Annotated in this window: 15 protein-coding genes; 3 read left to right on the top strand and 12 right to left on the bottom strand. The window is 70.4% G+C overall.

What is annotated here, in order from left to right; all coding sequences use genetic code 11:
- Nucleotides 1-92: 92 nt before the first annotated feature.
- The 6 genes from VHB92_RS13855 to VHB92_RS13830 all read right to left on the bottom strand — a co-directional run bounded on the left by VHB92_RS13855 (nucleotide 93) and on the right by VHB92_RS13830 (nucleotide 5,200).
- Nucleotides 93-1,043, bottom strand: coding sequence for a patatin-like phospholipase family protein (locus VHB92_RS13855; protein WP_325454354.1), 951 nt, complete (start codon nucleotides 1,041-1,043; stop codon nucleotides 93-95).
- Between the two features lie 260 nt (nucleotides 1,044-1,303).
- Nucleotides 1,304-1,573 (bottom strand): hypothetical protein, encoded by a 270-nt coding sequence (locus tag VHB92_RS13850; RefSeq protein ID WP_325454353.1) that lies wholly within the window; start codon nucleotides 1,571-1,573, stop codon nucleotides 1,304-1,306.
- 171 nt (nucleotides 1,574-1,744) lie between these two features.
- Nucleotides 1,745-1,936 (bottom strand): DUF2795 domain-containing protein, encoded by a 192-nt coding sequence (locus VHB92_RS13845; protein ID WP_325454352.1) that lies wholly within the window; start codon nucleotides 1,934-1,936, stop codon nucleotides 1,745-1,747.
- A gap of 74 nt (nucleotides 1,937-2,010) precedes the next feature.
- A complete protein-coding gene (locus tag VHB92_RS13840; RefSeq protein WP_325454351.1) occupies nucleotides 2,011-2,970 on the bottom strand; it encodes a glycosyltransferase family A protein in 960 nt (319 codons plus the stop codon).
- Nucleotides 2,967-4,424 (bottom strand): D-glycero-beta-D-manno-heptose 1-phosphate adenylyltransferase, encoded by a 1,458-nt coding sequence (gene rfaE2, locus VHB92_RS13835; protein WP_325454350.1) that lies wholly within the window; start codon nucleotides 4,422-4,424, stop codon nucleotides 2,967-2,969. Before rfaE2 ends, VHB92_RS13840 begins: the two co-directional genes overlap by 4 nt.
- Nucleotides 4,421-5,200, bottom strand: a complete 780-nt coding sequence (locus VHB92_RS13830; RefSeq protein ID WP_325454349.1) for an aldehyde dehydrogenase family protein — start codon at nucleotides 5,198-5,200, stop codon at nucleotides 4,421-4,423. Before VHB92_RS13830 ends, rfaE2 begins: the two co-directional genes overlap by 4 nt.
- 3 nt (nucleotides 5,201-5,203) lie before the next feature.
- On the opposite strand from VHB92_RS13830, the gene VHB92_RS13825 reads away from it, so the two are divergent.
- Nucleotides 5,204-5,371, top strand: a complete 168-nt coding sequence (locus tag VHB92_RS13825) for a hypothetical protein (RefSeq protein WP_325454348.1) — start codon at nucleotides 5,204-5,206, stop codon at nucleotides 5,369-5,371.
- 23 nt (nucleotides 5,372-5,394) lie between these two features.
- Here VHB92_RS13825 and VHB92_RS13820 read toward each other — a convergent pair whose 3' ends face one another.
- The 6 genes from VHB92_RS13820 to VHB92_RS13795 all read right to left on the bottom strand — a co-directional run bounded on the left by VHB92_RS13820 (nucleotide 5,395) and on the right by VHB92_RS13795 (nucleotide 10,115).
- The gene (locus tag VHB92_RS13820) at nucleotides 5,395-5,559 is read right to left on the bottom strand and encodes a hypothetical protein (RefSeq protein WP_325454347.1); all 165 of its coding nucleotides are present in this window, start codon (nucleotides 5,557-5,559) and stop codon (nucleotides 5,395-5,397) included.
- 58 nt (nucleotides 5,560-5,617) lie between these two features.
- Nucleotides 5,618-6,724, bottom strand: a complete 1,107-nt coding sequence (locus VHB92_RS13815) for a phosphotransferase (RefSeq protein ID WP_325454346.1) — start codon at nucleotides 6,722-6,724, stop codon at nucleotides 5,618-5,620.
- Between the two features lie 40 nt (nucleotides 6,725-6,764).
- Nucleotides 6,765-7,010, bottom strand: a complete 246-nt coding sequence (locus VHB92_RS13810) for a DUF2795 domain-containing protein (protein ID WP_325454345.1) — start codon at nucleotides 7,008-7,010, stop codon at nucleotides 6,765-6,767.
- A 236-nt stretch (nucleotides 7,011-7,246) separates the two neighbouring features.
- Nucleotides 7,247-8,197, bottom strand: coding sequence for a TIGR03557 family F420-dependent LLM class oxidoreductase (locus tag VHB92_RS13805; RefSeq protein ID WP_325454344.1), 951 nt, complete (start codon nucleotides 8,195-8,197; stop codon nucleotides 7,247-7,249).
- A gap of 75 nt (nucleotides 8,198-8,272) precedes the next feature.
- Entirely contained in the window at nucleotides 8,273-9,070 is a 798-nt protein-coding gene (locus tag VHB92_RS13800) for an SDR family NAD(P)-dependent oxidoreductase (RefSeq protein WP_325454343.1), read from the bottom strand.
- A 94-nt stretch (nucleotides 9,071-9,164) separates the two neighbouring features.
- Nucleotides 9,165-10,115, bottom strand: a complete 951-nt coding sequence (locus VHB92_RS13795) for an aldo/keto reductase (RefSeq protein WP_325454342.1) — start codon at nucleotides 10,113-10,115, stop codon at nucleotides 9,165-9,167.
- 156 nt (nucleotides 10,116-10,271) lie between these two features.
- Between VHB92_RS13795 and VHB92_RS13790 the strand changes: the two genes are divergently transcribed.
- Both VHB92_RS13790 and VHB92_RS13785 read left to right on the top strand, forming a co-directional pair.
- Nucleotides 10,272-10,949, top strand: a complete 678-nt coding sequence (locus VHB92_RS13790) for a TetR/AcrR family transcriptional regulator (protein ID WP_325454341.1) — start codon at nucleotides 10,272-10,274, stop codon at nucleotides 10,947-10,949.
- A gap of 92 nt (nucleotides 10,950-11,041) precedes the next feature.
- Entirely contained in the window at nucleotides 11,042-11,914 is an 873-nt protein-coding gene (locus VHB92_RS13785; RefSeq protein ID WP_325454340.1) for a hypothetical protein, read from the top strand.
- Nucleotides 11,915-11,992 lie beyond the last annotated feature (78 nt).

The following is an 11,992-nucleotide window of genomic DNA, read 5'->3' as shown; positions in this document are numbered from 1 at the left end:
CATATCGCAGTCGAACGGCCGCTGGTCCTGAATTGCGCACGTGGTGTTGCGGCGGAACCCGGTTCCGGCGTCTGGCCCGCCGCGGTGGGAGGTCAGCTCACGATGGGCCAGAACGGCGCCAGCCGCTTCGCGAGCTGCATGCCCTGGTCGTAGCCGCCCCGCGCCGCGGGTGCACGCGTCGCCGGGTCGAGAGCGTTGGCGTCGAAGACGTCGCCTGCGCCGGCATCCGGGAAGACCGTCTCGACCGTGCTGCCGCCCGCGCGCAGTTCCTCGACCTGGGTGGCCAGATCCATGCCCCACCCTTGAGGCATGCGGGTTCTCCCGCCGAACGGCACGAGCACGAGCACGTGCCCGTATCCGGCGGCGAGATCGGCGTTCTCGCTGCGCCGGTAGCTGCCGTTCAGGAAGCGGCGATCGCCGATCGGATACGGCGTCATGGCCGACGTGCTGGCCGCGACGGCATCCACCAGGTCGACTCCGCTGTGACGGTCGAACACGATGGGTTCGCCCGTCGTCGCGTCGACGGCCGTGATGAGCACGCGCCGGCGCGGCCAGGTCAGACCGGGAAGCCGGGATGCCACCACCTCACGCCAGCGAGCGCCGGCGGCGCCGTCCGAGGTGTCTCTCTCGAGAGCCGCTGCGCCCAGTCTCCGGCGCATGTCGGCCGGGTCGTGCGCCGAGGCGATGATGGCATTGGACCACTCCAGGTAGGTCGGACCGGAGAGAGTGCCCCGTGCGCCGCCCGGGCCCCGTCGGGCACCGTCCGCGCGCGTCCGCTCGGGCTCGGCGAGGATGGCCGAGTAGAGCCCGACCGGCCGGGTGCCGCTGGTGATCTGTGCGGCGACGGTCGATCCCGACGACGTTCCGACGACGAGGTCGGCGGATGCGACGTCGACCGCCGCGTCGCTGAGCCCGGCGATCACGCCGAGAGCCCAGGCGTTGCCTGCGGCGCCGCCACCGGCGATGACCAGGGCGCACTGGTTCGCGATGTCCGCCCCGGTCGTCGGGCCGACGGGCGCGTTCGATGAGGGTGTCGTGTTCATGGGAGTGCCTTTCGCGAAGTGCGTAGCTGGCGCTCCCTGCGGCGACTACCTCCGCCGCACGACCGTGGACTGCACGGGAGCACCCATTCCGGATACTGAGTTCATGGGTCTCACCTCCCGTCGACGAATCACGATCACGGGAATCCTCGCACACCCGGCGTCAGGGATGCACTCCGTATTCGATCACTCGGTTCTCGATACACTCTGCCGTCGGCGGACTCCAGCGGCCACGCCGAGACCGGCCCTTCGTCGGTACGCAGCTATCGCGCCCGGATGCCCTCTGCACCCCAGTTGGGACGGCAGCTCTCTGCCGCCGTCGGCTCGCTCGCCGCGCGATCGTATCGGTAGCGTGCGAGCCATCTCTCGGCCGATCGGCGCGAGTCGACGAGGCGATAGGTCACCACGGAGGTTCCCGCCTCCGTCGAGACCGGAACGTGCACGTCGTCTTCCACCCCGCCGTCCACCAGCCGGCGCGCCTCGGCGCGACCGGCCAGTGGGCCGTCCAGGAACTGTGCCGTGTAGTCGCTCATGGTCGTCTCACGCTACGCCGTGCGAGCGTCCGCCCGGCTTCCGCGTGGTGGGGCGAGGTGGCGATGTGGACGGGCGGGTTTCGACACGGCGGCTGCGCCGCCTGCTCAACCGGCGGTGGGCGGCTGCGCCGCCTGCTCAACCGGCTCTGGGACGTGCGGGATGTGGCGGCTTCAGCCGGCCACCGCCTCGCTCACGGCCGTCGGGCCGTCGTATTCGCGGTCCGGGATGTTGCGGAGCGCGTCGAGTACGTTGTCGTCTGCGCCCTCCTGCTCAGCCTTGGACACGATCGTGTCCTTCGACGCCGGGTAGTCGATCCCGCCGAGGAACTTCTGCACCTGGATGGGGTTCGGTCGGTCGTTCATTTCCCTTTCCTTCCTCTCGTTCAGCCCGTTGTAGTCGTTCAGCTTGTGGGTCTCGTTCGGTCTGTTGCGGTCGTTCAGCCTGTGGTGACGCTGGTGGTCTTCGGAGCGCGCTGCTGCGCGACGGCCACGCTGGCCTCCACATCCCGGTCGGGCAGCGTCGTGGGCAGCTCGAGGTGCACGGCGCCGCTCGGCAGGATGCCCGCCCCGCCGAACCTTTCCATCACGCGCCACTCCGCGAGAACGTCCTCGCCCACGTGGGCCGCCGGCAGGTCGCGCCAGAAGCCGAAGCCGCCCACGTCGAGCAGCGCCTGCCTGCGGTACAGCACGCATCCGCCGATCCACGCGACCTTGTACGGGCGCCAGTTGCCGGCATCCGTGCCCAGCTCGGACGCGACGTGCGCGAGGTTCGCCGCGTTGTGCAGGCGGTGCCGCCAGAACTCGGGGGAGTCGCGGTCGACGTGCTCGGGTCGCACCGGGCCGTACCACGGCTCGTACGCCGCCTGCTCGCGCGGCCTGCGATCGTCGAGATACGACAGCCCCTGCACGGCCATGCCGACGAAGCCGCAGCCGAGGTCGTCGAGCGCCGTGCACAAGCGCTCCAGGCTGCCGGGTTCGAGCCAGACATCGTCGTCGAGGAACAGCACGCGATCGCTGGATGCCTGCCGCAGCAGAAAGTCGCGCTGCTCGGCCATGCCCCGCGGCGGCACGTGCGCGAGCACCTGCGTGCTTCGTCCCTGCGCCCGCAGCACACGCAGCATGGCGGCGACGGACGGATCCTGCGCAACCGGCCGCCGGGACTGGTCGCTGACGATCACGGAGAAGGCGGGATCATCCTGCGCCGCGAGGCCGGCCAGGGTGACGGCGAGTGCCGAAGGCCTGTCGCGCGTGGGGATCAGCACGTCGACGACGGGGGCCGCAGACGGCTCGTCGCTCGCCCACGCGGCGGCGGACCGACGGCTCATCGTGCCGGGCCCCGCGATCGGCAGGCGTCCGTCGATCGGCCCACGGGCGCCCACCATGCCTTCCGAACTCATGAGACGACTCCCGAGCGGATGCGCTCCACGATGCCCGAGGTGGAGTGATCGGGCACGTAATCGGCGAACACCACCTCTCCGCCGTACGACTCGACGACCGAGGCCTCCTCGAGCATCTGCGCGGTGTAGTCGCCGCCCTTCACATAGACATCCGGATGCAGCGCCGAGATCAGCTCGACGGGCGTCGGCTCAGCGAAGATCGTGACGTAGTCCACGCACTCCAGTGCGGCGATCACGTCGGCACGGTCGTGCGCCGGGTTCACCGGGCGCCCCGGCCCCTTCAGCCTGCGCACCGTCTCGTCGTCGTTCACGGCGACGACGAGCACGTCGCCGAGTTCCTTCGCCTGCCGCAGGTAGGTGGTGTGGCCGCGATGCAGCACGTCGAAGCAGCCGTTCGTGAAGACGACGCGCTCGCCGCGGGCACGATGCTGATCGACGCGTCGAGCGAGATCGGAGGCGGCCAGCGTGACGCCGAGCGAGCCGTCCGCCCTGGCGGCCAGCTCCTCCAAGGAGCACACCGCCGTGTCGGGCTTGTGCACCACGACATCGGCCGCCGTCTGTGCGGCATCCATCGCATCGGCGATCGGTGCCCCGCAGGCGCACGCGGCAGAGAGCACGGCCACGAACGTGTCTCCCGCGCCGCTCGCGTTCTTCTCCGAGACGCGGTGTGCGTGTGTGCGGTGCGGGTGCTCGCCGAGCAGCACGGCGCCGTCCCGGTCGAGCGTGACGACCACGGCCGCCCCCCCGCAGACCTCGAGCAGCTCGTCCGCACGCTCGGTGAAGAAGGATGCCCGATCGCCGCCCTCCGGCAGCCTCGTTCCGAGGGCGGTCGCCGCCTCCGCCGCGTTCGGCGTCGCGATGTCGGCGCGGATGCCCCGCCAGCGCCGGATGTCGTGCGCATCGACCACGACGAGCGGCCGGCCCTGTCCCGTGCGTGCCGGCCGCAGGCCTTCCGCCACTGCTGCCATCGCAGTGGAGCCGTAGTCGCCGATCACGAACGCGTCGGCGTGGGCGACGGCCGCGGTGCGGATGAGCGTGTCGACGGCATCCTGCGGCACTCGCCTCGGCGCTTCGTCGAGGCGCAGCAGCACCTGGTCGTCGCACACGATGCGGTGCTTCACGGGGGTGTGCGCGTCGTCGTGCGCGACGATGCCGCTCGTGTCGATGCCCGCCTGGCGCAGACACTGCAGCAAGGTGTCCGCCGCGTCGTCGACGCCGACGACACCGAAACAGTGCACCTCGGCCCCGATCGCGGCGAGGTTCATGGCAGTGTTGGCAGCGCCGCCCGGTGCGTTCCTCCGCTCCCGCACCTCGACGACGGGGGCGGGAGCTTCGCGCGCGAGCCTGCCCGCCGCGCCATACGACCAGACGTCGAGCATGAGGTCACCGACGACGGCGATCCTGGGGCGGCGCTCGCCGATCGCGCGCACCACGTCGAGCGTGTGCTCGTTCACAGCGCGACGCCTTCCAGGTGCACGACCTTCACATGGCTCATCTCGTCGAGCAGCGCGGGGCCGTATCCGAACCCGTCACCGCTGTGGTGGCGAGGCTGAGCGGCACCGCCGGGAGCGCCGCCGAAGACGTTGTTCACCTTGACCGTTCCGACATCCAGGCGGTCGACGGCCGTGAGCGCGTGGTCCAGCGAGCGCGTGAGCACCGTGGCCGCCAGCCCGTAGTGGTCGTCGGATGCCGCAGCGAGGGCGTCCTCGAACGTCGCGCACACCTGCACCGGCGCAACCGGGCCGAACGTCTCCTCGCGCATGACACGCATCTCGTTCGAGCATCCGATCAGCACGGTCGCCGGGTAGTACGAGCCTGCGGCCGACGGGACGCTGCCGCCGCACAGCACCGTGGCGCCGCGCAGAACGGCGTCGTCGACGTGCGCGTGCACCGCTTCGCGCAGCCGTTCATCCACCAGTGGGGCGAGCGAGAGCGGGGCATCCGGGCCCGGTGCGTTGAGCGCTTCGGCGTGCTCAACGAGGCGGGCGACGAACTCGTCGGCGAGGCGCTGTGGCACATAGATACGCTCCACCGACGTGCAGAGCTGGCCCGAGTTGGTGAAGGCGCCGATGGCCGCCTGCTCGGCTGCCCAGTCGGCATCCACGTCGTCGTCGATCACGAGCGCGTCGTTGCCGCCGTTCTCGCGGATGAAGTGCGCTCCGGTCGCCGCGACGGTCCGCGCGATCTCGCGTCCGGTGCTCGTCGAGCCGACGTGCGCCACGACATCCACGGGGTGGCTGTAGTCGGCGCGCTCGTCGTCGCGCTGCTCTACGCCGCGATGGTGGTCGTGCGGTTCCTCGCTCCTCAGCCGCCGAGGCTCGTGGTGCTCGCGTGCGTCTTCGCGGCGATCCCGGTGTGGACCATCGTGTGGCTGTTCGTCATCATCGGACACGTGCGGTGATGCTCGCCCGCGGCGCTGCCGGGTCAGTCGGCGGGCTCGTCGTCCTCTTCATCGCCCTCGGCGTATGACTCCACCTCGTCGGCAACGGCGGCGTCGGAGTCGTCGGCCGTCCCCTCGTCGAGAAAGCCCGACCCGTCCGGGTAACCGGCCTCGTCCGGGTATTCCATGGATCCCTGCGTGCCGCTCATGGCATCCCCCTCGTCGTCTCGCGTCGTTCTCCAGCCTGCGCGGTCTGCGGCGCGAGCGCTAGTCCGTTCGCGCATGCCGTGCCCGTGACGCGCACGACAGCAGCACGTCGCAGAGCTCGATGAGCTCGGCCGTCGCGGTCTCGGGCGGTTCGTCCGGCAGACTCCCGCGGCGAGCCGGTTCATCGCGCTCGAGGCCGCGTGCCACGTCGGCGATGAGTTTCCAGCGCAGCGCGACAGCGGCATCGAACCCGAGCCGTACGGCCTTCGCCGACAGCGACGCATCCTGTTCCCGACCCGCCGCGGTGTAGGCCTCGATGGCGTCGTCCAGGAGCGGCACGACGACGGATGCCATGGCGTCGCCTCTGCGTACGGAGGAGAACAACAGCGAGGCGAGATCGGCACCCACCGCCCCGGGCCCCACCGATTCCCAGTCGATCAGCACCGTGCCGCCCCGGGAACGGAATACGTTCGCCCCGACCACGTCGTGGTGGCACAGCGTCTGCGGCAGGTTCTGCAGGAGTTCGCGCACTCGCCGCTGCTCGGCGATGAGTCGCTCGCCGGCTCTCAGCCTGTCGCCGAGGCGCCCGACCGCCGACGGATGCCTGCGGCGCAGAACCGAGAGCCCGTCCCGCATCGCCTCGGGCTGGCTGTGCCGGTCGATCCAGCCGTCGAAGAGCCACGGGTCCGGCGGTACGCGGCCGTGCCACCGTCCCGCGAGCCCGCCCAGGTCACGGGCCGCCTCGAGTAACGTCTCCGCGTCGAGCGGACGGCGCCCGTCGTGGCGCACCTCCTCCAAGCGGGGCACGATCGTCCCGTCTTCTCCCACCGACGCGTCGTACACGCGAGGCGCCAGCACGTGCGTGCCCAGGTCGTCGAGCAGTCCGGAGGTGTAGGCCCGGAGTTCGCGCACGGCGTTCTTCGTCAGGTAGGGAACGGCGAGCGCCGGGCCGGCCGTCGTCTTCTCGATCAGCGACCACTCCTGGCGGGCGTCGCCCGCGACGGCCGTCCCACTGATGCGCGCCACCTCCCGGTGCGCCAGAAACGCGTCGTAGTCGATCGATTCGCGGCCCACGTGCTCGAGCGCATCCACCGGATGCCGGAGGGCCGCCTCGACCGCCGGCACTAGGTCGCTGACGTGCGCACCGGCATCCGTGCCGGCCTTCACCGCCGGCTCGTTGGACGTGCGCGCTCGAAGCGGCGCACGCTCAACTAGCCGAGGGCAGCAGGATCGGCGCCCGGCCGGGACCACCCGGCACCGTCGACGCGCGCCTCGCGGCGGCGGCCAGCGCGCGCCGCACCTCGTAGACGCCGTGGAAGGACACGGCAGGCAGTGCGCGAAGATCGCCAACCGACTGCGGGTCGCAGCCGCTGATGACCGCGACCCTCACCAGGTCGTCCCGGGTCGCCGGGTATTCCATGTCGGTGAGCACCGACTCCAATGCCACGCTCATGCCGCTCCCCCCTGCATTCGAAATGTCTGCTCGGCGAGGCCCGCCGGTCGGCGAGCCGTCTGCTCAGTGGACAACCTGCCGCATGTACGACGTGCCGCATGCGGAACCGTTCAGTGCGCAACTGTTCAGTGCAGAACAGCCTGTCGTACGTGAACGGGACCGAAACAGAGGTTGACAGGGGCAGCGAGAAGAGTCCGAGCGAGACCATCGCTGTGCGAGCGCCCAGCCCGGGTCTCTCAGCCGCGCATCCTCGGACCGAGTTCCTCGGCGAAGAAGTCCATGAACCCGTCGGGGTCCGGCCCGGCGTTCTGCAGCACGATGTGGTCGAACCCCGCGTCGATGAACGGCTGCACCACCTCCAGGTGTCGCTCGACGTCGGGCCCACACGCGAACTTCGCACGCACATCCTCGACGCGAACGGTGGCGGATGCCGCTTCGAAGTTCACCGGGTTGGGCAGCTCGCTCATCACCTTCCACCCGGACAGCGCCCACCGGCTCGTCTCGAACGCCGCCTCGGCCCCTTCCTGCTCGCTCGGTGCCCAGGCCAGCGGCGCCTCCGCGTACATCGGGCCGGTGCCGCCCGCCGACCGGAACCCTTCGACGATGGATGCCTTCGGCTCCACGGCGAACAGCCCGCCGCCCAGCTCGCCGGCGAGAGCGGCCGACAGGTGGCCGCCCGCGGCGACCGCGATGACCGGCGGGGTCTCCGGCAGGTCGTACACCTGGGCGTCGTCGATCGTGTAGTAGATGCCGTCGTAGCTATGGAACCCGGGAAGCCACAGCATCGAGATGATCTCGATGGCTTCACGCAGCCGGTCGTGCCGCTCGTGCACGCCGGGGAACGGGCCGACGACGTGCTCGTTGAGTCGCTCGCCCGCGCCCACACCGAGCGTGAACCTGCCGTCGGAGAGCACAGCGACCGTGGCGGCGGCCTGCGCGATGATCGCCGGGTGATACCTGAACGTGGGGCAGGTCACGCCCGTGGCCATGCCGATGCGCTCAGTGCGCGCGGCGATGGCGCCGAGCAGCGTCCAGGTGAACGGCGAGTGCCCCTGCTCCTCGACCCACGGATGGTAATGGTCGCTCATCTCCACGAAGTCGAAGCCCGCCTCTTCGGCGCGCACCGCCTGCCGCACGATCTCCTGGGGCCCGAATCCCTCGGTCGACAGCTTGTATCCGATCTGCATGATGCAACTCCTTCGATGATGGAAAGCACGGATGAGCCGGGGCGCGGGATCTGCGCCCGTCGCGCAGGCGCGGGCTCAGATGGTCGCGACGGAGCCGCCGTCGACGCGGTAGTTCGACCCGACGACGAACGAGGCGGCATCCGAGCACAGGAACGCGATGACGGCGGCCACTTCCGTCGGGTCGCCGCGCCTCTTCAGCTCCAGGAATGGACGCTCCTCGTCGAGGAACGAGCCGATCGCGTCGTTCACGCTGGTGCCGAGACGGTCCGCGCGCTTCCGCATCATCGCGTCGGTCATCGGCGTGTGGATGAAGGCGGGCGACACCGCGTTCACGAGGAGCCCGTCCTGTGCGTACGCCCGCGACAGGCCCTTGGACAGCGCGAGGATGCCCGCCTTCGCCGCGCAGTACGGCAACTCGTTCGCATACGGCTGCACGGCATCCTCCGACGCCACGAACACAAGTCGTCCCCATCCGCGGCGCAGCTCGGGCAGGAACTCGCGGGTCACGCGCACGGGTGCGAGCAGATCGGTCTCGATGGTGCTCGACCAGCCGGCGTCGTCGATCTCGTGGAAGGCGCCCTGCGCGCCGGTGATTCCCGCCGCGTGCACGAGGATGTCGATGGCGCCGACGGCATCCCTGGCGCGTTCGTGCAGTCGCGCGACGTCGTCGGGGTCGGTGAGGTCGGCCGCGAAGGCGTGCACCGCGCCCGGTGTCGCGTCGAGGCGCCGAGCGGCGTCGTCGAGCCTTCCCTGGTCGAGGTCGGTGACGACGACCGTCGCACCCTCACCCAGGAGCGTCTGCGCGGTGTGCCAGCCGATGCCCGAGTCCGCGCCGGTGACGAGTGCCTTCTTGCCTGTGATGCCGAAGTCCATCGTGCGATTCAAACGAGCCGGCGACGAGGCCGGGAGTCGTTGCATCCCGCAGAGGTTTGTGCACAATGGGGTCCGCTGGTGGAGCCGTCATCGCTCAGCGATGGACGCGTTCGCTGCTCTCCTGCGACCACTGGAGCTCTCCGACCCCGGTGGGTTCCAGGGTGTCCAGCTCGGCAACGGCATCCGCGTCGAGCACGACGTCGCCTGCCCGGTTGTTCTCGTCGAGGTGCGCGGGATCGCTCGTGCCGGGGATCAGCAGGATGTTGGGCCTGCGCTGCAGCAGCCAGGCCAGTCCCACCTGCGACGGCGTGACTCCGAGTCGCAGCGCCGCGTCGATGACGGCCTGCTGCTCGGTGACGCTGGGGTAGCCGGCGAACGCACTGCCGAGCGGAAAGTATGGAATCCAGGCGATCCGCTCGTCGACCGTCAGCCCGAGCATCTCCTCGAACTCCCGGTCGACCACGCTGTATGCGTTCTGCACGGCCGCGATGCCGGCCGGCAGTGCGCTCCGCAGAATGTCGATCGTGACCCCGCTGAGGCCGATGGCGGTGATGTCGCCGGCGTCGCGCAGTTCGAGCAGCACGGCGAGCTGGTCGTCGAGCGGAACGAGCTGCTCGTTCTCGGCTCGCAGGCCCGGCCCGGCGTCGAGGCGGCGAAGGTAGACGAGGTCGAGCCGGTCGCGCGACAGCGTACGTAGGTTGTCCTGGATGCTGGCGCGCAGCTCCCTGGGACGCTGCGCCGGTCGCAATGGGAGTGGTCCTCCGGGGTTGGTGAGCGCGCCGATCTTCGTGGCGACCACGATGTCGTCCCGGTCGCCCACGGCTCGGCCGATCACCTCGTTGACGAATCCTGCGCCGTAGAAGTCAGCGGTGTCGACGTGGTTCACGCCGGCCTCGAGCGCGCGGCGCAGCAGGGAGGTGGCGGCATCCGCGTTCGAGGCGAGTCGCTCGAGCTGCATGGCTCCGTACCCGATCCTGGCGACCTGCCTGCCGGCGAGCGGGTAGGTGCCGCCGAGGGAGGCGCGGTCTGGGGTGATTTCGGACATGGTCTTCTCCCTGGGAGGTGTGATGACAGAGCGGATCGCGGCGGCAGGTCGTGGTCGACCGCTGCCGCTGGCGCGCTCCTGGCGCTGGGCTGACTAGAATAGAAAGAACCGGAGGAACCTCCGATTACAGAATCAGCGTAACGGAGGAGCCTCCGGATGTCGAGAGCCGATCAGAAGCGCGCCGTGGCCTCGAGCGGTCCCGATCGAGAGAGCGACCCGCAGGTGTCGGCCGACACGGGAACGGGCCCTGCGTCGGACGCGCAGCCGGATTCCAGACCGAAGCCGCGGGCCGACGCCGTGCGCAATCGCGCCCTGCTCCTCGACGCCGCCAGGGAAGCTTTCGAAGCGAGCGACGGGAGCACCCCGGTGTCCCTCGAAGCGATCGCCAAGGCGGCGGGAGTGGGGATCGGCACCCTGTACCGCAACTTCCCCACACGCGAGGCCCTCGTAGAGGCGCTGCACGCCACGGAGCTCGACGAGGTCGTCGCGGCGGCCCAGCCGCTGCTCGACGGACGGACGGCGATCGAAGCGCTCCGGCTCTGGATGGATCGCTACGCCCGCTTCGTCGCCACGAAACAGGGGATGGCCGATGCCCTGCTGTCCGCTTTGGCTTCCGGCGCCATCCGCAAGAGCGACACCCGGGAGCGCATCGTCGCCACGGTCGGCGGACTTCTGGCCGCGGGCGCCGCTGACGGCACGATCCGCGCCGATGTCGACCCGGACGATCTCACGACCCTGCTCGTCGCGGCCTTCGTCGCCGCCGGTGACGCGAACGACACCGAGCGGGTCGCGGGCATGCTCGATCTGCTCATGAACGGGTTGCGAGCCCGCTGAGCAGCGCCAGGCGGTCGCTGGATGCGCGCAGCCACGGTCGGGACGGCGACGTAGCCTTTCCCTGATCGGTGCACGAGGCGGAGGTGCGCATCATGGATGAGCGGCGGCGCCTGCTCGAGCGTGTGTTCTCCCGTGAGGGCGCTGGCGAGCCCGTCGAGGAGTTCACCGATCCGACCACCGGCGACGTCGTGCGCATGACGCGCAGCCAGTGGCTGCTGGCGGAGTTCGACCGTCGCCATGGCGCTGTCGCCGCCGTCGACGACGAGCAGGCCGGCGCGCAGGATGCCTCGGAAGACGATCCGTCGACGTTCGCCGGCGATGCCGAGACGCAGGCGCCCGACGAGGCCGAGCGGATGCCGGCATCCGCACGCGCTCGACGGTACCGGAGATCACTGCCCTACCTCGCTGCCGCCTGCGGTCTCGTGCTCGGAATCGTCGGCACCCTGGCCGTGCAACAGGCTCTTGCGCCGACAACGCAGGGGACCTCTGACGCCGGCGGCCCTCTTGCGGCCGGAGCCGCACCCACGCAGCAGGCGAGCGGCGATGACGCAGGTTCGCTGGTATCCGGACCGTCCGGCCCGTCCGTCGGCTCCGGGCAGGGGGATGAGGGCGCGGCGGTCGCCGCCGTCTCCAACTATTTCGCCACGACACCTCAGGCCGACCTGCCGACCAGCGTGACGCAAGGCTTCGATGCGACGTCGTTCCGCAGTGTGGCGGGCACGATCGCCGATGACGCCACGTCGATCTACGCCGCGCGCCGCTTCGACGGCGCATACTGCCTGGTGGCCGTGACGAGAGCGGGCCGCACGGCGGAGACCTGCGGCACCATGGACGACATCGCTCGCAGGGGCCTCAGCCTCACCGAGGACACCATCGACGAGCGGTACAAGGAGCCCACGATGGTCACCGTCACCTGGCAGACCGACGGCACACTGAGCTGGTCGGCGCTCCCGCCCCTCGGCTGACCGCGCCGCGGTTGCGCCCGCGGGGCGGGTGGACCCGCGAGCGGGAATCGCCCGTTGCTGGTCCGAAGAGCATGATGG

Source organism: Humibacter sp. (assembly GCF_035547335.1).
In the GTDB taxonomy this organism is placed as follows: Bacteria; Actinomycetota; Actinomycetes; order Actinomycetales; family Microbacteriaceae; genus Humibacter.
This window is presented reverse-complemented; position numbering and strand designations above follow the sequence as displayed.

Excerpts from the sequence above, each read along its gene's own strand:
- VHB92_RS13805 (WP_325454344.1), bottom strand. The coding sequence starts at position 8,197 with ATGCAGATCGGATACAAGCTGTCGACCGAGGGATTCGGGCCCCAGGAG.
- VHB92_RS13840 (WP_325454351.1), bottom strand. The coding sequence starts at position 2,970 with ATGAGTTCGGAAGGCATGGTGGGCGCCCGTGGGCCGATCGACGGACGC.
- VHB92_RS13810 (WP_325454345.1), bottom strand. The coding sequence starts at position 7,010 with ATGAGCGTGGCATTGGAGTCGGTGCTCACCGACATGGAATACCCGGCG.
- VHB92_RS13795 (WP_325454342.1), bottom strand. The coding sequence starts at position 10,115 with ATGTCCGAAATCACCCCAGACCGCGCCTCCCTCGGCGGCACCTACCCG.
- VHB92_RS13790 (WP_325454341.1), top strand. The coding sequence starts at position 10,272 with ATGTCGAGAGCCGATCAGAAGCGCGCCGTGGCCTCGAGCGGTCCCGAT.
- VHB92_RS13785 (WP_325454340.1), top strand. The coding sequence starts at position 11,042 with ATGGATGAGCGGCGGCGCCTGCTCGAGCGTGTGTTCTCCCGTGAGGGC.
- VHB92_RS13845 (WP_325454352.1), bottom strand. The coding sequence starts at position 1,936 with ATGAACGACCGACCGAACCCCATCCAGGTGCAGAAGTTCCTCGGCGGG.
- VHB92_RS13850 (WP_325454353.1), bottom strand. The coding sequence starts at position 1,573 with ATGAGCGACTACACGGCACAGTTCCTGGACGGCCCACTGGCCGGTCGC.
- VHB92_RS13820 (WP_325454347.1), bottom strand. The coding sequence starts at position 5,559 with ATGAGCGGCACGCAGGGATCCATGGAATACCCGGACGAGGCCGGTTAC.
- VHB92_RS13855 (WP_325454354.1), bottom strand. The coding sequence starts at position 1,043 with ATGAACACGACACCCTCATCGAACGCGCCCGTCGGCCCGACGACCGGG.
- VHB92_RS13800 (WP_325454343.1), bottom strand. The coding sequence starts at position 9,070 with ATGGACTTCGGCATCACAGGCAAGAAGGCACTCGTCACCGGCGCGGAC.